We start from the raw sequence: 23,552 nt of genomic DNA on the forward strand, positions 1-23,552 counted from the left end.
GCTGCTCTCAGCGGTGATAACGCAGCTTGGGCAGAGGCCATCCCTTCGTCTCCATCCGCAGGGTCAGCCCGAGAAGGCAGGCTGCCGCCAGCGCAGCGAAGAGCGGCAGCGGGACTCCCGCCCAGCGCCCGACCCCGAGCACAACGCACATGGCGGCCGTAGGGATCAAGGGCTGGCCGTAAGCCCGCCACCAGTCGAGCGGGAAGCCCTCGCGGTAGAAGAAGCCGATCATCGCCGCCGCCGAAGCCGCCCAGCTCCCCGTGTAGACCCAGACCGCCCAGACCGGAGACTTCCCGACAAGCAGCGGAACGAACACGATGACCGGAAGGCCCGCTGCGATCATCACCCAGAAGTTCGCCTTCGTCCGGCCGACGCCCGCCAGAATGTTACCTCCGAGCCGGCCTACCGATGAGAAGAAGACGCCAAGCGCCAGCAGCCGGATGTAAGTACCCGAATCTGCCGAGGTGTACCCTGTGCCGAACAGGAAGCTGTTGATCTCGTCCGGGAACAGGCAGATCACTGCCGTCAGCGGGTACAGCGTGAGATTGTTGTACCGGATACAGAGCGTTCCCCGGCGCCTGCTCTCCGCCGGGTCGCGGACGCTTTCGGCCACGAACGGCAGCGTGACGATCATGAACGCCCAGGTGATAATCCCTACGAAGCCGGTAATCCGGGAAGCATTCGCGAGCTCGCCGACCGCGACGACGGAGATCGAGCCGATCATCATGACGAGGAACGGCTGCTGGAACGCCTTGGCGATGTTGCCGGCCCACATCGGGACCCCGTAGCCCATCATCTCCCGCATCAGACGGGGAGACAAAGCCCCGCGCCACCGGGGACGGTGCACCCGGTCCACCCTCCAGCAGACGAAGACCGCCGTACAGGCCGCCCCGACGCAGCTCCAGAGGGACACCCCCCACAGATATCCCCCCAAGGGATACAGCGCGCCGGCCACCATGCCTGCCGTCGAGCATAGGGTCATGACGACCATGAAGAAGGCCTGGGTCCGGAACTCGCGGTTCCCGGAGAAGGACGCCACGCCGATATGGATGACCGACTGGAACAGCAGGGTCGCGGCACTGATCGTCAGCGCACCCCGCAGCCCGGGAATGCCGTACGCCTTCGCGAGCACGGGGGCCAGAGCGATCAGGAGGAGAGAGACGACCACGGCAAAAAACACGCTGCCGGCCATCGCGAGCCGGAATTTCACGTGTATGGCTTCTTCCGTATTCGTTGAGAACGTATACACGAGCGAGGAGTTGAACCCCACATTGAGGAAGAGCGTGACCATGCCGAAGATCTGCAGGAGCAGATTCACTTCCCCGAATGCGACCGGATCATGGAGAAGCCGGGCGAGCACAATGCTGCCCGCTGTCTGGAGGAGCTGGTTGATGAACAATCCGAGCACGATAATCGACACGCTCCGGATCAAAAAACGCTGGGAGCCGCTGAGCGGCGCTGCAGGAGTAGTAGACATGGCAATCCCCTTTTTCTGTAGATGGAATCCGGTTATGTAACGGCAATGCACACGTTTGCTACATCGTAGCAGTGAAACGTTTTAAGCGCAAAGGCCAAAAAATGCTAAAAAATCGGATATAGAGGCTAATTCATCTGAAAAACCATCTTTTCTTGCCCTTTAGATATTCTCTGGACCTATTCCCGCGAAGAACCGGAGGAGAAGCTCTTGCCTTAAAGTCCACTTGAAGGTGTAGCATGACTCCTTGAGGTGAAGACATCCATGTATACTGTATTTCTAAAGACATCCTTCCGCTTATCAGGCCCGGGTCAGGCGGTGTTCCCGTGGACTTAGTCAGACCTATCCTGCGGCTCGCCCTGCCGTCGATCGCCACGTTCTCGTCCATGACCTTTACAGGACTGCTTGTCCTGATGATCGTAGGCAAGCTCGGCGCGGCCGCCATCGCCGTCGTCGGAATCTCCAACATTCTGATGTACAATCTCTGGGCCATGTTCTCCGGCGTACAAGGGACGATCAACTATCTCGTCGCCCAGAATTTCGGCTCCCATACGATGAAGCAGGGCAACCAGCGCATGCAGATCGCACTGCTCGGCACCCTGCTGCAGGCCGTCTTTCTGTTCGCCATCAGCTTCGGCCTGCCCTACTCGATCCTGCAGCTCATGGGGTCGAACGAAGAAATTCTGACGCTCGGCGCCCCCTACGTACAGATCCGGATCTACGCCATGATCTTCACGCTCTTCAGCGGCGTCTTCTTCGCCTACATGCGGGCGATCGGCGACACCCGCACGCCGATGACGATCTCGCTGATCAACAGCGGGCTGGTCGTGGTACTGACCTATCTGCTGTCTTACGGCAAGTTCGGCTTCCCGGATCTCGGCCTGCAGGGGGCCGCCTGGGGCATGGTCGCCGCAGAGATCATCACGCTGCTGCTGAATCTGATTGTCTACTACCGTTTCATGCATAAGCAATATGCGACGAGATCCTGGGTGAAGATGGAGCTGCATCAGATGAGGATGGTCTTCTCCGAGAGCGTGAAGCTTGGGATCACGGAGATGTCGAACAGCGTCGGCATGCTCGTGTTCACCGCCTGCATCACGCGCCTCGGTACGACAGCCATTGCGGCCAACGAGATCGCCCTGAACATTCTCTCGTTCGGCTTCATGCCTTCGAACGGCTTCGGCGCCGCTGCCACGATCGGCATCGGGCAGGAGGTCGGCAAGGGACGTCCGCTCGAAGGAAGGCGCTTCGGCCTGGTTACCGTGTACCTTGGACTCTGCTTCATGGTGCTCGTGTCTCTCTTCCTGTTCCTGTTCGCCCTCCCGGTAGCGAAGCTGTATACGGGCGAGGCGGCCGTGTACATGACGGCGATCTCCCTGATCCATCTCGCCTCGTTCATCCAGCTGTTCACAGGGGCGAGCATTATATTCGCCGGCGGGCTGCGGGGCATCGGCGATACGACCTACCTGTCCCGTACGGCACTGCTGCTGAACTGGGTCCTGTTCATTCCCTTCACGGTGCTCCTCACACAGGTGTACGACTTCGGACAGGTCGGCGCGTGGTCCGCACTATGCATGCTTATCGTCCTGACGGCTATCGCCAACGGCTGGCGCTACCTCTCGCTGAACTGGGGCAGCGCCTCTGCCAAGTCGGCGCCCGCAGCACCGGGAGCGGCCATGCACATGTAGCTCCCGCTATGCCGTGCCAAGGAGCGAGGCCCGGCTGCTTCCTGATGGCAGGCCGCCATGCCGGTCCGGTTAGACACTAGCCTATGGGCCGCTTCGGCTTGCCTGACCGGCACACACCACGACAAGCACAAAAAGCCCGCCCGAAGAAATACTTGGGGCGGGTCTTCTGATCCGGCGGTATGTGCGGAACCGTTATGGTCCGAGGGAAACGTTCTTGTAGTGAAACTCTATTTTAGGCAAAAGAAACCGTTCTGCAACAGCGGGACATGGAGGTCGGCCCTCCATGGCTTCTCCCCGTGTCTGATCCTATTTCTGCTCGCGGGCACGCTGTTCCAGGGTATCGTACCACTGCATTTTGTCATCGATCTTGCGGGTGGCGTGCTGCAGTTCGTTCATCTTCTCGAGCATCGCGCTGCGGTGCTGGGCGAGGATCCGCTTCCGCTCCGGGATCGTCCCGTCTCCCTCCCGGGTCAGCTCCACCATCCGCTTGATCTCGGAGACCGGCATGCCGGTCGCGCGCAGACAGGTGATGAGCTCGAGCCATCCCATGTCATGGGGCTCGAATATCCGGTTGCCATGATCGTCCCTGCGGACATTCGGCAGCAAGCCTTCCTGTTCGTAGAACCGCAGAGTATGCGGCATGAGACCTGCCTGCTGAGCCGCTTCTTTAATGGATAATCCCATGATTGCGTCCTCCCGTCCGTATGCCTCCGCGAAGGCCGCTCATACCGGGTGCGGAAGCTTATGTACATTGTTGTTGCCGCCTTGCCATAAGTTGGGTACGTAGCATTGTAGCACGATCATCATTCGTTGTAAAAGGAGAACCTTGCCATGATGCGATCCTACCTGCTCCTTCTGTTCTGCGTCACCTGCTGGGGCAGCAACTTCGTCTTCGGATCGATGCTGGTCCACGAATTCCCGCCGCTCCTGTTGTCGGCGCTGCGGCTGACCGCTACCTCGCTGTTCCTTCTCAGCTACGCCTGGGGGACGAGGCGGCTCCGGCTACTGACCCGCAGAGACTACCTGATCCTGGTGCCCTTGGGCTTCATCGGCACCCTCCTGAACCAGGCCGCTTTCTTCACGGGACTGACGACCGTGAGCGCCACGACCGCGGCGCTCATCCTGTCGCTCGCGCCCATCACTACAGCGCTTCTGGCTGCCGTGTTCCTGAAAGAAGCGCTGACTCCGCGCATGGCCCTTGGGTCGGTCATCGCGATACTCGGCATCTTCCTCGTCGTCGGTCAGTCCGGCGGATTCGCGGTGTCGCGCGGCATCGTCTATATCGGCATCGCGATGCTGACCTTCGCCGCCTCTATCGTCATGATGCGCAAGCTCACGGAACGGATCGATCCGTTCATCGCTACCGTCTACTCCACCGTCATCGGCACGACGATGGTGATACCGGCCGCCGTGATCCGCGAGCCGCTGCAGGTCAGTACGCACCCGTGGGCCTGGATGCTGCTGATCGTAACGGCGATCCTCATGCAGGGGATGTGCGGGCTGATCTGGAACACGCAGCTGCGCCGCGTCGGAGCCGGCAAGGCCGCCGTCTTCCTGAACCTGCAGCCCTTCGCGGCGATGCTTGCCGGATTCCTCCTCCTCGGCACGCCGGTCACGGCCATGCAGATGGCCGGGTCGCTGCTCATCGTCGGCGGTGTCGGATTCGCCACCCTGAAGAAGAAAGACAAGGCCGCGGAGGCTCTGGCACCCGGCGTCTCCGCTACATAGGAAGAAGCCGGTCCCCAGATGGAATGCGGACTGCTCTCCGGACGACACCATCCTTACGTCCCGGCCCCGCCCGCCCATCCTCCGAATCCACGCGAAGGCGCTCTCCCTGCATCGGAGCCGTTCTCCCCGCTATGAATGCGGAGGGCACCCTTGGCGCCGCGCTCCTTCATAAGAACCCTCCACTGCAATCGGCGCTGACCTGCGCCGATTTTTTTTGACATCCTAGAATGTATATCTCACCAGAGATCGATCCAGTCTTCTTGTATTTATTTAACCATCAAAATAACACTTTACAGGTTATGTCAAATCGTGATAACCTTATTTCATAACCACCTTAGTTGATTTATGAAGGTTACATTCGAACAAAGAAAGGATGATCGTTATGCATATTCAACGCTTGCCTTGGGCAGGGATCCGTATCCAGGAGGGGCCGGCCGCCGTGGTCATCGATCCGGTGACCCGCATTCCTTCGAAGTTCGGAGGATCGAAGGTGCCGATGTATCCGCTGAGCCGCTTCGGCCCCGCGGACGCCGTGCTGATCACCCACCTGCACGACGACCATTTTGATCCCGAGGCCTTGATCGAAGCCTACGGCCCATCGATTCCCGTCTATGTGCCGGAGCAAGCGGCTGATGCCGCCCGGGCAGCCGGACTCCAGAATGTCATCGGCGCGGCTGCCGGCTCATCTTACGCCCTCGGGGGCGGGGTGACGGCGGCAGCCGTGCCTTCCGTCGATGGAATCGGCGATCCCCAGATCGCCTGGGTCGTCGAAGCCGGTGGGCATAAGGCCATCCACTGCGGCGATACGCTGTGGCACGGCTATTGGTGGTCTATCGCCGGGACTTACGGTCCCTTCGATGCCGCCTGCCTCCCGGTCAACGGCGCCGTGCTGGAGCTCCCCGGCAGAACGCCGAGCGGCCAGCCCATCTGCCTCACACCGGAGCAGGCCGTCTCGGCAGCAGCGATTCTCGGGGCAGGGACCCTCATTCCGATTCACTACGGGGCGATCCACCATCCGCCGGTCTATACGCAGACACCCGATATCGAGGCCCGGCTCGCCGCGGCCGCCCAAGGCAAGGTGAAGCTCAGCCTGCTGCAGGCGGGGGAATCCCTCATCATCGACTGACCACCAAGCGGCCTCCTCCTCTCTTTCTCCCGGATTCGTGCCTCCGATTGTATTTGATGCCCGGGATTCGGAGGGTAGCGGGTACTTTTTGAGTAGAATGAAAGTCTCCACATTGAGTTGTTCGCCCCCTGCGCATATAATAGGGGGAGACCAAAGATCACAAAGAAAAGGTGTCACTCAATGAGCATACTTAACGTAGAACGACTAAGTCATGGTTTTGGGGATCGCGCGATCTTCAACAATGTTTCCTTCCGCCTGCTCAAAGGCGAGCACATCGGACTTATCGGCGCCAACGGCGAAGGCAAGTCCACTTTCATGAACATCATTACCGGCAAGCTGCAGCCGGACGACGGCAGGGTCGAATGGTCGAAGCGCATGCGCGTGGGCTATCTCGATCAGCATGCGGTGCTGAGTAAGGGCCTGACGATCCGCGACGTACTCAAAGGGGCTTTCCAATACCTGTTCGATATGGAGCAGGAAATGAACGATATGTACGGGAAGATGGGCGAGGTATCTCCGGAGGAGCTCGAGCAGCTGCTCGAGGAAGTCGGCGTCATTCAGGATACGCTGACCGATCAGGATTTCTATATGATCGATGCCAAGATCGATGAGACCGCCCGCGGCCTGGGGCTGACGGATATCGGCCTGGACAAAGACGTGAATGATCTCAGCGGCGGACAGCGGACGAAGGTGCTGCTAGCCAAGCTCCTTCTCGAGAAGCCGGACATCCTGCTCCTCGACGAGCCGACGAACTATCTCGATGAGCAGCATATCGAGTGGCTGAAGCGCTACCTGCAGGAATACGAGAATGCCTTCATCCTCATTTCTCACGATATTCCGTTCCTGAACAGCGTCATCAACCTCATCTATCACATGGAGAATCAAGAGCTGAACCGCTATGTCGGCGACTACGAGCACTTCCAGCAGGTCTACGAGATGAAGAAGCAGCAGCTCGAATCCGCCTACAAGCGCCAGCAGCAGGAGATTGCCGACCTGAAGGACTTCGTGGCCCGCAATAAGGCGAGCGTCGCTACCCGGAACATGGCGATGTCCCGCCAGAAGAAGCTCGACAAGATGGACGTCATCGAGCTGGCGAAGGAGAAGCCGAAGCCGCAGTTCAACTTCAAGGAAGCGAGGACGTCCGGCAAGATGATCTTCGAGACGTCGCAGCTCGTGATCGGCTATGAGAGCCCGCTCTCCCGTCCGCTCGATCTGAGGATGGAGCGCGGCCAGAAGATTGCGCTCGTCGGCGCGAACGGCATCGGGAAGACGACGCTGCTGCGCAGCATCCTCGGCGAGATTCAGGCGCTGTCCGGCACGGTCCGGCTCGGCGAGAATCTCGAGATCGGCTACTTCGAGCAGGAGACGAAGGATGCCAACTACAACACGTGTATCGACGAAGTATGGAACACCTTCCCTTCGCTCTCCCAGTTCGAAGTCCGCGCCGCGCTGGCCAAGTGCGGGCTGACGACCAAGCATATCGAGAGCAAGATTGCCGTGCTCAGCGGCGGCGAGAAGGCGAAGGTGCGACTGTGCAAGCTGATCAACCGCGAGACGAATCTGCTCGTGCTTGACGAGCCGACCAACCATCTCGATGTGGATGCGAAGGAAGAGTTGAAGCGAGCCCTCAAGGCGTTCAAGGGCAGCATCCTGCTCATCTCCCACGAACCTGAGTTCTACAAGGAAGTCGTAACGGATACGTGGAACTGCGAATCCTGGACGACCAAGGTATTTTAATTGTACATTTGCTGCTGCATCCCTATTGCAGCGCGCCTAACTTGTCTGCCTATGGCAGGCAAGTTTTTTGTTGTGAAGGGGGAAACCGCCTGCAGACAAAAAAAACAACCATCCATAGCGTAATGGAGGGCTGCAGGGGCGTATCTATGGGGTTTTAACCGAACCGCTCTATCCGATCATGATGCCTTTGTTCCTAGACTTCATCTCTTTATTGGAGTTCGCAACGAGCGGCAGCAGCTTCACGCTGCTGATCATGACGGAATGGCAGAGATGACAGACCGGCGCATGCTCAAAAGTAAAGTTGTCCCGTGTCCACCCTTTGCAGCCATCTTGGCTGCACGTCCAGATCTTGGTCTCTGTATGAGGAAGGTCCTCTAACGGAATACGTTTGTTGTACATGGTGTGCTGCCTCCTTTGGTCTCATGAAAAAGAAAAAGCTGCTCCAACACAAGGTAAGAGCAGCTTTCTGTAAGTTATGGCTGGATATTAGTAAACTTTCGTAACGTTCTCGGCTTGTGGACCACGGTTGCCTTGAACTACATTGAACTCTACGCGCTGTCCTTCGTCCAGGGATTTGAAGCCCTCGCCTTGGATTGCGGAGAAGTGGACGAATACGTCATTCCCGTCTTCTCTTTCGATGAAGCCAAAGCCCTTTTCTGCGTTAAACCATTTCACTGTTCCTGTTTCCATACGATAATTCCTCCTTGATTTTGGATATACATGAGATATTTGGCAAATGAAAAGCAAAAATCACATATGGAAAAGGATCCATGGAACAAATGAGAACCTTTTCCATATGTGACTTTAAGGTTTAAATTTGCTTATAACCTTATAATAACACATCTCGCCGCCAAAAGCAAAGGGAGTGTGCCAAGGGGCAGGCGGCAGCGGTAAGATAAGGGCCGGTTCTGGATTGGACCGGCCTGCGAAGGGAACTCCGGTGCACCGCCTTGCCAATATTAGGATCGATCCGGAGACCGGCACCGAAACTGCGGAATAAACCCTATGAGCGCCATAAGGATGGGTGTGGAAACCTAAGATGCCGTTTCGGTTCTTCCATGGCGGACTGCCTCTGCCTGTGTTCTTGCAGTTACCCCTTGCTCTTGTCCCGCAGGATATACCCCTGCCCGGGCAGGAACTCCACGAAACCGGCCATCCTCCTGCCTTGGAAGCCCAGTGGACTGCTGCCCCCCATGACGATGACATTACGCAGGTGTCCCTGCTCTTCCCCCGGCAAATAAAAGGCCTGCAGGTAAGGAAAAGCCTGCCGCAGCGTGGTACAGACCGCATTCAGATAGGGGTCATTCCCCGGCTTGCCCATCAAGTTCAGGAGAAGGGCTCCTCCGGGGCGCAGCTTCTCCTTCGCTAAGCCGAAGAATTCCGCCGTCGTGAAGTGGCCCGGCGTCCCCTCGCGGTCGAACGCATCGAGGATGACATAGTCAAAGGCGGCCCCCTGCTGTTGCTGCAGAATCGACCGCCCGTCCCCAATCGTCACCGGAAGATGGCAGCCGAAGAAGGTTCGGCTGCACTCCACGACCTTGGCGTCAATCTCTGCAACAACGAACCGCTTGTCCGGATAGCGGCCCGGGATCGTCCCAATGCCGTGTCCGATGACGGACACATCCGAGAACGAAGCATCGTTATGCTCCATGAGGTGGATGATGCCCCGGGGATATTCCAGTACGATCCGCTGCGGGTTCTCCAGATCGACGGCTCCTTGAACAGCACCATCCGAGAATTGAAGGAACCGGTAGCGGCCCGGCTTGCCGTACAGCAGGGATGCCTCGTATACCGCAATCTCTTGGTTGTATGAGCTGGACTCTTTGAACAGCAGCTGCAAGCTTCGCCCCCCTCTCATGACAACCTATGGAGGTAACGATACTCTACTCGGCCTGCCATCGCAAGATGTAAAGATCCCGTCTTCGCCTTCACGCCAAACCGCCGGCTGTTCCCCACCCGGAGGAAGCCGGCGGTTCGTCGTATCCAGGCCGCTCTTCCCGGCGCTAGACCTCGTCGCGCTGCCAAATATCCTGATATTCCTTGTGTCTTCTGAACTGGGCGTGCGCGTAGGAACAAGCGGGGACGACCTTCTTCCCCGTCTCCCTTGCATGGTCGACCACCCGGCGAACCAAATCTTCCGCAACCTTCTGCCCCCGAAGCTCGGGCGCCACATACGTATGATTGAGCACCAGGGTCTCCTGGCCTACCGGAACGAAGGTGACCTCGGCCACCACTTCCCCATTGTCTTTTACAAAAAATCCGTTGCCTTCCTGTACCGTATCCCTCATAAGCCAGATCCTCCCTTTCCAAGTTATCTTTCCCTACTATATACCCGCAAATCCGCAGTTCTTACCCAGGCCCCCTCCCGGAACGCGTCCGAAGCGCGGCCTGCCCTGTTGGAATTGCCGAGTTTGCTTCTTGGCGCTTTCAAGGTACACTGTAGAGATAGACATTCGTGCACCGGGGGAATTAACGCATGGACGAAAGAGACTGGACCATCCTTCATCTGCTCTACGAGCACAAGAATATTACCCGTACCGCGCAGCTTCTCTACCTGACGCAACCCGCGCTGACGAAGCGGCTGATGCATATGGAAAAAGAGTACGGCGTGAAGATCGTCAACCGGGGCATCCGCGGCGTCCATTTTACGCCCCAGGGCGAGTACCTGGCGAAACGGGCGGGCGAGCTGCTCACCGCTTTCCGCGAGATCAGGGACAACGTCACGAACATGAACCAGGATATCGCCGGCACCCTGCGGCTCGGCGTCTCCAATTATTTTGGCAAATACGAGCTGCCGCATCTCCTCAGGCTGTTCCGCGAGCAGTATCCGCGCGTGGATTACCAACTCGAAACGGCCTTCAGCAAAGACATCTTCACGATGGTGTACAATCATGACATCCACATCGGCTTCGTGCGGGGAGACTACAGCTGGCCCGGCGAGAAGCACCTCCTATTCCGGGAGAGCGTCTGGATCGTATCGAAGGAGCCCATCGATATGGAGGAGCTGCCGCAGGCGCCGCGGATCGACTATTTCACCGATCCTCTCTTCAAGACGATGATCGACCGGTGGTGGTCGGACCATTACACGAAGGCCCCGTTCGTCTCGATGAAGGTCGACCGCGCCGATACGTGCCGGGAGATGGTGAAGAACGGGCTCGGCTACAGCTTCCTCCCCACGAGATTCCTGAGGGATATGGGCGATATGCATACTCTCGAGATCAAGGATAAGAGCGGGGACCCCCTGATCCGCGAAACCTGGATGTTCTACCATCCGGAGTCCCGCGAGAATCACGTAGTGAACGCCTTCGTCGAATTCATGGAGAAGACAGACCTGGAAGACATGGGGCTGATCCGGGAATAATACGGTACAGGGCTTCGGCTCCTAGGACACGGAACACGCGAAAAACCGGCTCCCGTTATTGGACGGAGGCCGGTTCTTCCTGCGGCTTGGACTTTGTCAGAAGCGCCCCGCCGATCAGGAACGCGCCGCTGACATAGAAGACGGACACTAGCCCGACCCCTGTGCCGACAAGGCCGAAGAACAGCGGCGCGACAAGCTGGGACAGCCTGTTGGTGGCCAGCCGCAGTCCCAGCACCTCACCCGTCTTATTCTTCGGCGAGGCATTGTAGGTCGTCGACATCGACAGGGGCTGCCCGCAGCCGAGGCCGATGCCCATCAGCACGCTCGTCATCAGCAGGAGCCAGACGCTTGAAGCGTAGGGGATGAGCACAAAGCCAAGACCCGCGGTCAGGATCGACCCGAGAAGCACCCGCTCGCGGCCGAGCAGCTTGGTCAGCGCGGGCAGGAAGAGGCGCACGAAGACCATCGCGAGGCCCTGCAGGGCGAGAATCCAGCCGATATTCGATTCGGAGATCCCCATGCGCGCCCCGTACAGCGGGAAGTACGCCACGAAGATATCCCTCGAGTACAGGACGAGCGCGCTGGTAGCCAGCGCGTTGCGCAGCAGCGGAATTCTCAGCAGCCCCAAAGCGGAAGAAGACCCTTCAGGCTCCGATACAGCCGCTTCCTTGATCCCCCGATGCTTGATTATCGGAATGAAGCGTACCACGGCAACCGGGATGATGCAGAAGAACATCGCGATGAGGAACACCGCCGCGTACGAGACCTGCTCCGAGAGATAGCCCTGGGCCACCGGACCGATGAATCCGGCCAGGGCGACACTCATGCTCAGCATGCTGAAATACGAATCCCGCTCGTCCTTGGTCTGCGCGGCGTGCCCCAGCACGTTCTGCAGGCAGATCGCGATGAATACATGCGACACGCCGACGGCGAACTGGGATACGTACAGCGCCCACAGTGAAGGGAACAGATACGGCATCGCCATGCCGAAGGCGCATCCGATGCTTCCGATCAGAACAGGCAGACGGTCCCCGAACCGGTCCGCCAGCTTGCCCGCGTGAATAGCGAGCAGCAAGGGCAGGAGGGCATATGACGAGGTCAGCATGCCGATCTGCAGCGTGCCGGCTCCAAGCTCCGAAGCGAACAAGGTGATGGCCGGCCTCGACATATTAAGCATCATTTGAAATCCGAACATAATCAGCAGCACATTCCATAGTACCGCTTTACTCTTGCGACCCCCGCCTAATGGCGCGGCTTTCAGTAGTCCGTTCATTCTCCGTCTCTCCCCGTACTGCTTTCTTCTCTGCTTCTATAGCTTTAGCTTACACGGAAAAGCCCCATGCATAAAATTCCCGTTGCTCATTCTTCCCCATAACCAAAAAGAATGATGCGGCCCTGCTGTTTCAATGCCTGTCCGCCCGGGTAAGAAGAAACAGTGGGAAGTGGTAATTATGAATCAATTGCAGAAGAAAACGACAGGTTCCATGTTTTCCGAAAGGTTGGTTTGCCATGTTCTCTCTCTTGAGAAGAAAACGATTCGCCTTTATTCGCAAGGTACTTGCATCGTGCAAGATGACTAAGCAGGCTTCCTGAATCCTGACAGTCGATCGGTGATCCACAATGATTGCGGCTTCCCACATATAAGGCAAAAGCGCACTCCCGGCAAGGGCAGTGCGCTTTTGTTGTATATGCCGTTTCACAAGATAAACGGCTTCGCCGTCCTTTAAAGGACGATGCGCGTTTATAAGAAATACAAGATTACGGGATCGAGTTCTGGCGAGATATACATTCTAGTATTTCAAGAAAGAAAACCCCGCGGCGGCGGGCCGCAGGGTTCTCGTCGTCTGTTCGGGGCGCACCCCCATGTGATCCCGCCTAGAGGTTCGCGGTACCTTATCGTACCGTCCTCAGGCTAGTGACTACAGGGCTGCATTCGTTTGCCCTACCTTATCCATAATCCGGGCTCTGAGGCCTTTGGACAGCTCGGCTGCTTCGGCCGAGGTGATCTGACGGTTCTCTACCGCACGGTCGATCCGGCTCTGGTACAGGAACTCCAGACGCTCGATCAGCTCGGAACGGCCTTCGAAGTCATCGTCGCGCTCACGGTCGGCCACGGCCAGAAGCGAGTCGCCGGACTTCAAGTCGTCGATGAGATCCTGAAGTTCCATATCCATATAGATCGAAGCGTTCAGTACGATATCGTCCAGGCTCAGGCTAAAACGCTCTTCGAGCTTCATCGAAGGGTTCTCGAGCACTGCTTTGTCCTCATAGCCGGGCTGGTTCAGTGCATCGGAGAGCTGCTTCTCGTTCGTGCTGCGAATATCCGCGGCTTCCTCGGAAGTCAATTGACCCGCAGCCACCGCCGTATCGACACGGTAGTTATAATAGTTCTTCATCGCATCGAACAGCTCGTAGCGGTTCTCGATGTCGTCATCTTCATCCTGGCGGTCGGCGACCTGGTTGATCGACTGCGATGCGTTCAGCTCATCCTTCAGCTCATACTCTTCGAGATCCAGATAGATGGCCGTCATCTTCACTATGTCGCTCAGTCCCGCCTGGTAACGCTGCTCCAGCGGAATCGAGGTATCGACGGCTGCATCTACATAGCCCGGCTTCGACAGCGCATCCGACAGCCGCTTCGCAATATCCGCTTTGAACCCGTCAGCTTCTTCCTTGGTGATCCGGCCCGCTTCGAGCGCCGAGTTCACGGAAGTTTCGTACATGTTCTTCAGCCCTTGGTGCAGCTCACTGGAGTTCTCCAGCTCCCGGTGGGAGAGGTCGCTAAGCGACAGTCCGCTCTTCAGGTCGCTGATCACATCGGCATAATCCATCTCGAGGTAGATCGCCGCATACTTCACGATCTGGTTCAGTTCGAGGGAGAACCGGTCTTTGAGCGGAATATCGGTATCCACGCCGGCTTCCTTATATCCTGCCGTATCCAGGGCCTGCGCTACGCGGTCCTTGATCTTCCCTTCGTACTTCGCCGCTTCTTCAGCCGTAATTTCCTTATTCGCGAGTGCTGCCTTCACGGAAGCGCGGTACAAGCCTTCGAGGTCTTCGCGAAGCTCTTCGCGGCCTCTGTAGTCGTCATCCTTGATTCCGTTCGCGATGCTGCCGAGGGTGCTGCCGCCCTGAAGCGCGTCCTGCACATCCCCGAATTCCTTATCCATGAATACCGAAGCATACCATACGATTTTGCTGAGATCCGAACTGATCCGGTAGGCAAAAGGCACGATGACTTCGTCATCATCCGACTTGCTGCTTGCATAAGCCGCTGGCGTAGCCACTACAGCAGGCACTGCCCCCAGCAGTAATGCTGCAGCCAGCGTTGTTGCGATCCATTTCCCGCTTTTAAGCTGAGTTGCTTTCATATGAACTCTCCATCCTAAGGTCTCTATATTTGGTTTAAGCACCCGTGCACTAGGTTCTTCCATAGCTTTATTGTAGTGAGATCGGCCGTTTTTTTTTAGTAGCAAGTGTCAGGTTTATGGCTGTGACATCCGTGACATTTGTCACGAAGCTGCCCGGTGTTCAGTAAGGCTCCAGCCAGCCGTGCTCCCGACAGCGGGAGATCGCCTCGATCCGGTTCTTCACCCCGAGTTTCTCGAGGATGCCCGAGATATAATTGCGCACCGTTCCGCCCGACAGATGAAGCTGTCCGGCGATCTCTTTGGTGGACTTGCCGTCCGCCACCAGGACCAGCACTTCCCGCTCCCGGCCGGTGAGCGGGTTCTCTTCGACGTAGATGTCTTCCTCCAGCTCCTTGGTGTAGATACGCCGGCCGTTCATGACGCTGCGGATCGCTGCGGCAAGCTCCTCGCTCGTATTATCCTTGGACAGATAGGCGCTGACCCCCGCTTTGACGGCACGTTCAAAATACCCCGCACGGGCGAAGGTCGTCAGGATGACGACTTTGCAGCCGCCCTTCATCCGCTCGGCCGCCTCGATGCCGCTCATCACCGGCATTTCGATATCGAGGATGCACACATCGGGATGCAGCTGCTCCACGAGCGCCAGCGCCTCCTCCCCGTTCGCAGCTTTGCCTACAATCTCAAAATCCTCCTGCATTTCGAGCAGCGCGGCCAAGGCGTCAAGCAGCATGCGCTGGTCCTCGGCAATCACAATGCGGGTCATATCGGTTTCCTCTTTTCGGACTGGTTTACTTCCTGCTTGATAATATGGGGCACGGTCATGCGGACGCTGGTCCCGCGGCCGGTGTCAATCTCCACCTTCCCGTTCACGAAATCCAGACGCTCCTTCATGCCGATCAGGCCGTTGCCCTGCCCCCACTCTGCGCGCGCCCCTCCGCCGTTGTCCTCCACCGTCACGACCGTCTCCGCCGGCAGCCGCTCCATGCGGAGCCTGCAGGAAGAGGCGCCGCTGTGCTTCACTACATTGGTGACGGCTTCCTTGATGCACATGCTGAGCACATTCTGAATGAGGGGGGACACCTCCTGGAGGGAAGCTTCGTTGTCGCAGAGGAACTCGATATCCGCGGCCCCCAGGATGCGGCGGACATGCGCCACTTCTTCCTGGACCGTCGTTCCCCTCATCTTGGACACGAGCTCTTGCACTTCCTTCAGGGTCGAGCGTGCCACGCTCTGGACCTCCTTCATCTGCAGCTGCGCCTTCTCCGGCTGCTGGCCTACCAGCTTGTCGGCGAGCTCGCTCTTCAGGCCGATCAGCGACAGCTTCTGCCCCAGGGTATCGTGCAGATCGCGCGAGATGCGCTGGCGCTCTTCCTGGATCACGAGCTCGGCGATACGGCGGTTCGCTTCCACGAGCAGCTTCTGCAGTTCGATCCGCTTATAGCGGAAATACGTGTTGAACGGAATGAGTATGCTTCCGATCAGCGTCAGCAGAACGAAAGGATACTGGGCCAGGATCGACGCATGCTGCGTCAGCGTACCGTAGTTGACCGCACCGAAGATAATGAGCAGATGCAGCGTATAGAGGATGGAGAACGGCACCCGCCTGCGGATTCGCCCGATGAAATACGACACGACGAAAGCAAGATACACGTAGCCGTAACCAACGCTGATGAGCCCGGATACGACCATCTGGACGCAGGTCCACAGGTATGCCGTGCGCTGCGCCGAGTAAGCCGAACCGGCCGTCGCAGCCAGGAAGAGCAGCAGGAGCCCCGCTCCGGCTGCAGCGGGAGGACCCTTAGGGACATGAAACAGCAGATAAAACGGAATGAGGTACAGGATCAACCAGACACCGACAACGAGCATGCGGCTTTTGGAACCAGGCTTCGTTAAAAACATAAGCAGCTTCCTTTCATCCACGGGCTGGGGCTTGAGCAACAAATAACAGCACCCCCCGCTAAGGGAGATGCTGCTTGGTTCGCGGCTGTATGTGCGGGCTCAGGCTCGTCAGCTCTTCGCTCCGGATGCGCGCTGCTTGTTCTTGAAGAAGTCCAGCACGGCTTCCTCGACCATATGCTGCAGTTCTTCGTCAGGCGTCTCCGTCCGGGAGAGTACGGACCATTGTTTGATTCGTTGTAGCAGGGCCAGCATGATGTAGTTTCCCCTCTCTGATGCACAAGACCGTCAATTATGTATAAGGCACTTCAGACAACGAATATTCTGAACATTTGTTTTTAACATTCGTTAAATTTAGCGCTAAAGTAAATTATATGAAGATTATACGAAGCCGTCAAATGAAAACTTTGACAGCCCGGACTCCCTGGAATCAGGAAAGCCCTTGCAGCATGCATTGACTTCGTCCCTCCCCCTCCATTACAATCGAACAAAACACGGGTGGGCCGCAAGGATTGCGATCCAATCGAACAACACACGGGTGGGCCGCAAGGATTGCGATCCCCTTAGACGGAGGAATACACCACGATGACGACATGGGAATCCGGGCAGCCGGATGTGAAGGACAAGATTATCCTCTCGGCCAAAAAGCTGTTTGCCGAACAGGGATACGAAGGAACCAGCGTACGGAAAATCTGCGATGAAGCCGGCGTCTCCCTCCCTCTGGTCTCCTATCATTACGGCGGCAAAGAGAACGTATTCTGGGCGATCCTCGAGCCTCTGAAATCCGTACCGTTCCTGCCGGCAACAGACGATCCCAAAGCGGATCTCCTGCATTTCTTCGAGAGCATGATGACGTTCCTGCAGCAGGAGCCCGAAATCTCGCAGATCCTCAGACAGGAGCTATCGGTGAACAGCCCCCGCTCCGACAAGATCGTCCTGCTCGTAAGGCACATCAGCGATAAGCTGCGGGGCATCCTCGAGATGGGCATGGATAAGGGGGTGTTCCGTCTCGGCTCCGTCTCCCTTACGGTGAAGCTCATCTTCGGCTCCATGACTGCCTTCCGGAATGTACGCTGCTTCGAGACCCTGTACGGCCCGGATTCTGCGGTCGCCCATCATTCGAAGGAACTCTTCCGCTTCATCTACTCGGGTATCGGGACGGACTAGGCGGGGCGGACTAGCTCCTCTTCGGCTGCACAGGCTGACCGGACTCCGCGGCCGGCCTCCCAGACGCAGGACAGAATTACAAAATTTATATAAAGAGGAAGGATTCAGCCATTCCTGGAACGAATTTAGAATGCAGCGCAGACCGGAATCATACACTAAGCCCGTGCAAGGGACTGCTGATTTTTCGTAATCTCCCTTTTCGTAAGCGCTTACTTTATTCCTCGTCACCCTTTCCCCCACTCCCTTAACGAAAGGATGATTCCCCTGCGCCATTCGATCCAACGCGCCGTGTCCCTCTTCCTCTTCCCTGTTCTCTTGTGTTCCGCCATCACACTGCCTGCGGCGGGCACGGCTGAAGCCGCTCCTCCGTATGACGCTCTCCGGGCGAAGTGGAAGGAGGTGCTCACGGGCGGTGAGAACATCGACTTGTCGGTCCCCGAGATCACGGCCAAAATCCAGGCGATCGAGACCACGGCAGCCGGCTACCAAAGCACCCTGAAGCGCGGCACCGACCGCAACACCTGCAAATGCCTCTGGCCTGTGAGTGCGGCCGAGCTGCCGAACCGCTCTTATATCTTCCAGAGCTATGACCGGCTCAAGGCATTGGCGCTCGCCTACACCACCCAGGGCAGCTCCTTGCGCGGCGACGGCATGCTGAAGACGGATATCCTGGAGGCCCTCGACTGGCTGAATGCCAACCGGTTCAACGGCGCCAAGCCCGGCACCGGTTCCTCCCAGTGGTGGTACTCGGAGATCGGCGCGCCGCTGCGGCTCGGCGAGATCATGGTGATGCTGTACGATGAGCTGACGCCCCAGCAGATCGCCGCTTACACGGCAGCCATCGATTATAACAGCCCGATCTCCTACAGCCCCGTCGAAGAATACAAGTACATGGCGGCCAACCGGGTGTGGCGCTCCATTGTGCACGCGCTGCGCGGCATTACCGGGGAGAGCGCCGACAAGATGATCCAGGCGCGCGACGGCCTGAGCGATGTCACACCCGGCCGCAGCGGCGAGTATAACGTGTTCGCCTATACGGAGGACGGCGACGGCTTCTACAAGGACGGCTCCTTCATCCAGCACGGCAAGTTCGCCTACAACGGAGGCTACGGGACCTCCCTGCTCAAGGACCTGTCCGACGTCATGTACCTGCTCCAGGGCACCGAATGGGAAGTCACCGACCCACAGCGCGCCAATGTGTGGAAGTGGGTCTCGGATTCCTTCGAGCCCCTGCTCTACCGGACCGGGCTGATGATGGATATGGTCCGCGGAAGGGAAGTGGCGCGCTACAACTTCCAGGACGGCGCCGCAGGCCATAAGGCGACCTCCGCGATCATCCGCCTGTCGCTGATCGCGCCGGACGCCGAGGCGGCCCGGTTCAAGAGTCTCGTGAAATCCCTGGTGTCCGGGGACGACGGCTTCTATGCCGATGCCTCCATCGAGATGATCGGCCGTGCCGCCGCCCTCGTCAAGGACCCTGCCGTCCCGGCCCGCGGGGACATCTCGTATAATAAGCTCTTCCCGCGCATGGCCCGCGCCGTGCATGTGCGGCCGGGCTTCGGCTACGGGATCAGCATGTTCTCGAATAACGTGGCGAACTTCGAGAACAACTTCGAGCTCCGCCGCGGCTGGTATACCGGCTCGGGTATGACCTATACCTACACGGCAGACAAGGAGCAGTACAGCGACAGCTTCTGGGCGACCGTCGATTATTCCCGTCTTCCCGGCACTACGGTCGACACCAAGCCGCGGACCCTGAACGTCACCGAGTCCGTGTATGTGAATACGGATCGCCGTGTCGGCGGCGTGTCCGACGGGCAGTTCGGCATAGTCGGCATGGGCCTGACCGCACCGGGCGCTTCGGGCACATCGCTGACGGGCAAGAAGGCGTGGTTCCTCTTCGACGATGAGGTCGTAGCCCTGGGCACCGATATCCAGCTTGACGATACGGAGCCGTTCAACGTCGAGACCATCGTCGATAACCGGAAGCTGAGTGCGGCGGGGGACAACGCGCTGACGGTGAACGGCTCAGCCCGGCTGCCGGCGCTGGGCTCCCAAGAGACGTTGACCGGGGTTACCTGGGCCCATCTGGCAGGCCATGTTCCGAATTCGGATATCGGGTACTATTTCCCGGGAACCCCTGTCACCCTGAATGCTTCCCGCCTGGCCAGAACCGGCAAGTGGGGCGACCAGAACCTCAACGCGAAGCCGTCCCCCGACATTCCTTATACCCGTAATTATGCGACCCTCTGGTTCGATCACGGCGTCAGTCCGGACCATGCCTCCTACCAATACGTTACGCTGCCGAACAAGACCGCCCGACAGACAGCAGGGTATGCGGCAAGGCCGGACATCCGGATACTCGCCAATACGCCGAAGATTCAGGCCGTGAGGGAACGGAAGCTCGGCATCACGGGCGCCATCATCTGGTCTGAGGAGGGAGCCTCCGCCGCCGGCATCACCTGCTCCACGACGGCAGCCATATTGATAAGAGAAATGGATGACGGCCTGGTCGTGTCGGTAGCTGACCTAACCCGTTCCGGCGGCGGCGTCATCGAGATCTCGCTGAACGAGCGGGCTGCGGGGATTCTGGAAACGCCCTCCGGCATCACGGTGTCGAATACCTCTCCCACTATCCGGTTCAAGGTGGATACCACGGGTTCGGAGGGCCGGTCCATCCAAGTGAAGTTCCAGCGCAAGAGCTGACTCACCGCAACATCCTCCCCAGCGGAGCCCGGCATGACGGGGCTCCGCTGGTTTTATGCTTTTAGGATGCCTCCTCTTTTCGCGCCGCCTTGTACGGGCCTCCCGGGACCGGCGGGCCTGAAGCGGCGTCTGCCTGCCGGGCATAGCTTCTATCCCGCTTGCTGAAGGCGGCGCCCCATGATACACTTCAGTACACAGAAGGTTCAGTAACTGACGGTGTACGTTACTTTCAAGAAGAGTCAGGTGAAGAAGAATGGCCGCTGCCCGCCTATCCGCACGCCGGCATATCCTCGAGGTGGCCTCCGAGTTGTTTTATCGCGAGGGCATCCGTTCGGTTGGCGTCGACACGATTGTAGAGCGTTCGGGTGTAAGCAAAGCAACACTGTACAGGCACTTTCCGACCAAAGACGATCTCATCATCGCTTATTTGGAAGCACAGGACGGCATCAACTGGGAGCACTTCGACGCCGCCATTGCAAAGCACGAGGGATCTCCGAAGGCGCAGCTTCTCGCGCTGATCGATGCCACGATCGAACTGCTCGAACCGGGGTACCACCGGGGATGTCCCTTCTTGAATGCCCTGGCCGAATTCTCCGAGGAGGACCATCCGGTCCATCTCCTCGCGGTGGAATACAACCGTGCCCTGCGGCTGCGATTGGCCCGCTTGAGCCGGAAGGCCGGAGTCCGTGACGAACGTTTGACGGACCAGCTCATGCTCGTGATCAACGGAGCCCTGGCCTCGGTCCCCGTATATGGGACGGCGGGCCCTGCGGCCGAGCTGACCACCCTTGCGGAATACCTCATCGACCTGCATCTGCAAAAGAACCCCGTAATCCATACCCCGGAAGAACAGGGCACGGCCTAACGCTGCGAACAGCGAAGCCGATCCCCTCTTCAGGGGTATTTTCGTATGTGGATGCCCCCGCCCCTATATTTGGAAATTAGGGTCTTGACGGCGGCAGCATGCCGTTGTATTATTTTCCCAGGCTCTAAACGAAACAAAACTGTTTCGTTTAGTTTTACTAATCTATATCCATGCAAGGAGGATCTGATGAGTCGATATTCGGGAATCAAAGCGGTTGTTACCGGCGGTACACACGGAATGGGACTCGCCGTGGCCCATGCCCTGCTCGCCGGAGGAGCCGAGGTACTGCTCACCGGCAGGAATGAGCAGAATCTCGAAGCGGCACGGGGCAAGCTCGGGCCAGGCGCCCATGTCGTAAGGTCCGACACCGAGAGCATGCACGATATCGACACTCTCGGCACACTGGCAGCGCAGCGGTTAGGTAAGATTGACTTCTTGTTCGTCAATGCGGGCTACTCGAAGCTCGAGCCCTTCGATCAGGTCACCGAAGCCTCGTACGACCGGAGTTTTGCCGTGAATACGAAGGGGGCCTACTTCACGGTACAGCGTCTGGCTCCCCTCATCCGGGATGGCGGCTCGATTGTCTTCACCACCTCCGTCGCGGATGTAATGGGATATCCCGGCATGAGCGTGTATTCGGGCGCGAAGGCCGCCCTGCGCTCCTATGTCCAAGTCTTGGCCGCCGAGCTGCTCCCCCGGGGCATCCGGGTGAATGCGGTAAGCCCCGGATTCGTAAAGACGCCGACCATGGGCGTTACCGGAGCCACGCCTGTTGAGCTCGCCGCCTTCGAACAGGAAGGGATCGCGCTTACCCCTATGAAGCGCATCGGCACGCCGGAAGAAGTAGCCCGTGCAGTGCTGTTCCTCGCCTTCGATGCGACCTTCACCACCGGAGCCGAGTTCCCGGTCGATGGCGGGCTCTCCCAAGGGATCGTTCCTGCGCATGCCTAGTGCGCAGGCCAGCGGGTCACGGCACGCTGCTGTGTCTACAAGTTCTTCCCCCTCTCTTCCCTGCACAGATACGTAAGTACCAATCCAAGGAGGTTGTGATTCTATGAGTAATGTAACCGTAATCGGTCTCGGGGCCATGGGTACGGCCATCGTCCAAGTGCTGCTGCGAAGCGGCCATAGAGTAACCGTATGGAACCGGACGGCCGCCAAGGCCGAAGGACTCGTCCGGGAGGGAGCGGTTCCGGCTGCCAGCGCAGCGGCTGCCATCGAAGCCAGCCCTGTCGTGATCGTCTGCGTCACCGATTACGATACCGCCTACCGCATTCTCGGTACGGAGGAGGCCTCTGCCGCGCTCAGCGGCCGCACGCTGGTACAGCTGACCACCGGCAGACCCCAGCAGGCGCGGGACAACGAAGCGTGGGCCCGGGAACGGGGCGCCGATTATCTGGACGGGGCCATCGCGGCTACGCCGCCCCAGATGGGAAGAAGCGATACCACCATCTTCGTCTCGGGCTCGGAGACCGCCTTCCGGAAGAGCGAACTCCTTCTTACGAGCCTGGCCGGGAATGTCCCGTATCTCGGCGCGAAGGTAAGCGCCGCTTCTTCGACGGATCTGGCCTTCCTCTCCTACTTATTCAGCTCGATGCTGGGCTTCTTCCATGCGGCGCGGATCATGGAATCCGACGGGCTGCGCGTGGACGACTTCGGCTCCCTGATCGCCGCCATCTCCCCCGTCATCGGGGAGATGGTGAAGCACGAAGGCGATGTCATCCAGACAAGCGCCTTCGGCGAGCCGCAGAGCTCCGTCAATATCTGTATGGCTACCGTGAAGCTGCTGCAGGAACAGGCCCGCGATGCGGGAATCAACGGTGAATTCCCCGACTTCGCCATGGGACTCTTCCGCAGAGCGGCCGATGCCGGTTACGGGGAAGAAGAGCTCGGCGCCTTGATCAAGATTCTGCGGTAACGCCGGCTCACGTGCCGCTCCAAGACGCAAGGTTTCCCGTAGACGAATCTCCACATCCTTGTATAATGGTATTCGTGGAGGCGGATTATGATCATTTTTCTTCTTGTCAGTCAGACGTTGTATGTGTGCAGCTTGGCCGGATGGTTGCTGGTCTGGGGAATGTCATTCATGGTGTTCGATAATGGAATCCATCTATGGAATACGCTATTCTTCGCGGGTGTCAGCGCTTATCCGCTTGCGGTCATTACCTGTTCGGCCACAGCCTGGATTCTGCGGAACCGGAGGAAGCGGATCGCGGCTGCCGTTGGGCTCGTCCCCTTCTTGTGGATCGCCGCTTATGCCATCCTGATGCTGGCCTATTGACGGGTATCACCCAAAAAAGCAGCGGCAGCTTTGGACATCGGTCCAAAACTGCCGCTGCTTTTGATTAACGTCTTCTATCCCGTTCCGGGTACAGAGGCCATATAGAGGCCAGGCGCCTATAGAGCTCCTGCACTCGTGCATGCGGAGCGGCC

Annotated in this window: 23 protein-coding genes; 11 read left to right on the plus strand and 12 right to left on the minus strand. The window is 58.4% G+C overall.

From position 1 onward, the window contains the following. Positions 1-7: 7 nt before the first annotated feature. Positions 8-1,477 (minus strand): oligosaccharide flippase family protein, encoded by a 1,470-nt coding sequence (locus tag O9H32_RS15685; RefSeq protein WP_269867057.1) that lies wholly within the window; start codon positions 1,475-1,477, stop codon positions 8-10. Positions 1,478-1,800: 323 nt separating this feature from the next. On the opposite strand from O9H32_RS15685, the gene O9H32_RS15690 reads away from it, so the two are divergent. Further along, on the plus strand, positions 1,801-3,162 hold the full coding sequence (locus tag O9H32_RS15690; protein ID WP_269867058.1) for an MATE family efflux transporter: 1,362 nt from the start codon (positions 1,801-1,803) through the stop codon (positions 3,160-3,162). Positions 3,163-3,468: 306 nt separating this feature from the next. Here the strand turns inward: O9H32_RS15690 and O9H32_RS15695 are convergent, their stop codons facing one another. Further along, a complete protein-coding gene (locus O9H32_RS15695; protein ID WP_269867059.1) occupies positions 3,469-3,846 on the minus strand; it encodes a MerR family transcriptional regulator in 378 nt (125 codons plus the stop codon). A gap of 147 nt (positions 3,847-3,993) precedes the next feature. Between O9H32_RS15695 and O9H32_RS15700 the strand changes: the two genes are divergently transcribed. Then, positions 3,994-4,890 carry a DMT family transporter gene (locus tag O9H32_RS15700; protein WP_269867060.1) on the plus strand — a complete coding sequence of 299 codons (897 nt, stop codon included), beginning with the start codon at positions 3,994-3,996 and terminating at the stop codon, positions 4,888-4,890. A gap of 53 nt (positions 4,891-4,943) precedes the next feature. On the opposite strand, the gene O9H32_RS15705 is transcribed toward O9H32_RS15700, so the two are convergent. Beyond that, positions 4,944-5,111, minus strand: coding sequence for a hypothetical protein (locus O9H32_RS15705; protein WP_269867061.1), 168 nt, complete (start codon positions 5,109-5,111; stop codon positions 4,944-4,946). Positions 5,112-5,272: 161 nt separating this feature from the next. On the opposite strand from O9H32_RS15705, the gene O9H32_RS15710 reads away from it, so the two are divergent. Continuing rightward, entirely contained in the window at positions 5,273-6,016 is a 744-nt protein-coding gene (locus O9H32_RS15710; RefSeq protein ID WP_269867062.1) for an MBL fold metallo-hydrolase, read from the plus strand. A 180-nt stretch (positions 6,017-6,196) separates the two neighbouring features. Beyond that, complete coding sequence (locus tag O9H32_RS15715; RefSeq protein WP_269867063.1) at positions 6,197-7,753, plus strand: ABC-F family ATP-binding cassette domain-containing protein; 1,557 nt, start codon at positions 6,197-6,199, stop codon at positions 7,751-7,753. A 168-nt stretch (positions 7,754-7,921) separates the two neighbouring features. Here O9H32_RS15715 and O9H32_RS15720 read toward each other — a convergent pair whose 3' ends face one another. The 4 genes from O9H32_RS15720 to O9H32_RS15735 form a co-directional block, all read right to left on the minus strand. Next, positions 7,922-8,152, minus strand: coding sequence for a cold-shock protein (locus O9H32_RS15720; protein WP_269867064.1), 231 nt, complete (start codon positions 8,150-8,152; stop codon positions 7,922-7,924). Between the two features lie 87 nt (positions 8,153-8,239). Further along, complete coding sequence (locus O9H32_RS15725) at positions 8,240-8,443, minus strand: cold-shock protein (RefSeq protein ID WP_269867065.1); 204 nt, start codon at positions 8,441-8,443, stop codon at positions 8,240-8,242. Between the two features lie 400 nt (positions 8,444-8,843). Beyond that, positions 8,844-9,593, minus strand: a complete 750-nt coding sequence (locus O9H32_RS15730) for a spermidine synthase (RefSeq protein WP_269867066.1) — start codon at positions 9,591-9,593, stop codon at positions 8,844-8,846. Between the two features lie 163 nt (positions 9,594-9,756). Beyond that, positions 9,757-10,041 (minus strand): GNAT family N-acetyltransferase, encoded by a 285-nt coding sequence (locus tag O9H32_RS15735; RefSeq protein ID WP_269867067.1) that lies wholly within the window; start codon positions 10,039-10,041, stop codon positions 9,757-9,759. A gap of 188 nt (positions 10,042-10,229) precedes the next feature. Between O9H32_RS15735 and O9H32_RS15740 the strand changes: the two genes are divergently transcribed. Beyond that, complete coding sequence (locus O9H32_RS15740) at positions 10,230-11,114, plus strand: LysR family transcriptional regulator (protein ID WP_269867068.1); 885 nt, start codon at positions 10,230-10,232, stop codon at positions 11,112-11,114. Positions 11,115-11,169: 55 nt separating this feature from the next. On the opposite strand, the gene O9H32_RS15745 is transcribed toward O9H32_RS15740, so the two are convergent. From O9H32_RS15745 to O9H32_RS15765, 5 genes are all read right to left on the minus strand, one after another. Next, complete coding sequence (locus O9H32_RS15745; RefSeq protein ID WP_269867069.1) at positions 11,170-12,387, minus strand: MFS transporter; 1,218 nt, start codon at positions 12,385-12,387, stop codon at positions 11,170-11,172. 646 nt (positions 12,388-13,033) lie between these two features. Further along, the gene (locus tag O9H32_RS15750) at positions 13,034-14,485 is read right to left on the minus strand and encodes a hypothetical protein (protein ID WP_269867070.1); all 1,452 of its coding nucleotides are present in this window, start codon (positions 14,483-14,485) and stop codon (positions 13,034-13,036) included. A gap of 160 nt (positions 14,486-14,645) precedes the next feature. After that, positions 14,646-15,248 (minus strand): response regulator transcription factor, encoded by a 603-nt coding sequence (locus tag O9H32_RS15755; protein WP_269867071.1) that lies wholly within the window; start codon positions 15,246-15,248, stop codon positions 14,646-14,648. Beyond that, positions 15,245-16,384, minus strand: a complete 1,140-nt coding sequence (locus O9H32_RS15760) for a sensor histidine kinase (protein WP_269867072.1) — start codon at positions 16,382-16,384, stop codon at positions 15,245-15,247. The genes O9H32_RS15755 and O9H32_RS15760 overlap by 4 nt, the downstream gene beginning before the upstream one ends. 108 nt (positions 16,385-16,492) lie before the next feature. After that, the gene (locus tag O9H32_RS15765; RefSeq protein WP_269867073.1) at positions 16,493-16,636 is read right to left on the minus strand and encodes a hypothetical protein; all 144 of its coding nucleotides are present in this window, start codon (positions 16,634-16,636) and stop codon (positions 16,493-16,495) included. Positions 16,637-16,966: 330 nt separating this feature from the next. Between O9H32_RS15765 and O9H32_RS15770 the strand changes: the two genes are divergently transcribed. From O9H32_RS15770 to O9H32_RS15795, 6 genes are all read left to right on the plus strand, one after another. Next, positions 16,967-17,548, plus strand: a complete 582-nt coding sequence (locus O9H32_RS15770; protein WP_269867074.1) for a TetR/AcrR family transcriptional regulator — start codon at positions 16,967-16,969, stop codon at positions 17,546-17,548. Between the two features lie 288 nt (positions 17,549-17,836). Beyond that, positions 17,837-20,254: a polysaccharide lyase 8 family protein gene (locus O9H32_RS15775; RefSeq protein WP_269867075.1), complete on the plus strand. Its 2,418-nt coding sequence runs from the start codon at positions 17,837-17,839 to the stop codon at positions 20,252-20,254. Positions 20,255-20,507: 253 nt separating this feature from the next. Beyond that, positions 20,508-21,119, plus strand: coding sequence for a TetR/AcrR family transcriptional regulator (locus tag O9H32_RS15780; protein WP_269867076.1), 612 nt, complete (start codon positions 20,508-20,510; stop codon positions 21,117-21,119). A 186-nt stretch (positions 21,120-21,305) separates the two neighbouring features. Continuing rightward, the gene (locus tag O9H32_RS15785) at positions 21,306-22,070 is read left to right on the plus strand and encodes an SDR family oxidoreductase (RefSeq protein WP_269867077.1); all 765 of its coding nucleotides are present in this window, start codon (positions 21,306-21,308) and stop codon (positions 22,068-22,070) included. A gap of 103 nt (positions 22,071-22,173) precedes the next feature. Next, the gene (locus tag O9H32_RS15790; RefSeq protein WP_269867078.1) at positions 22,174-23,037 is read left to right on the plus strand and encodes an NAD(P)-dependent oxidoreductase; all 864 of its coding nucleotides are present in this window, start codon (positions 22,174-22,176) and stop codon (positions 23,035-23,037) included. An 87-nt stretch (positions 23,038-23,124) separates the two neighbouring features. Beyond that, positions 23,125-23,400, plus strand: coding sequence for a hypothetical protein (locus tag O9H32_RS15795; RefSeq protein WP_269867079.1), 276 nt, complete (start codon positions 23,125-23,127; stop codon positions 23,398-23,400). Positions 23,401-23,552 lie beyond the last annotated feature (152 nt).

The sequence above is a fragment of the Paenibacillus caseinilyticus genome (genome assembly GCF_027533645.1).
GTDB lineage: Bacteria > Bacillota > Bacilli > Paenibacillales > NBRC-103111 > Paenibacillus_G > Paenibacillus_G caseinilyticus.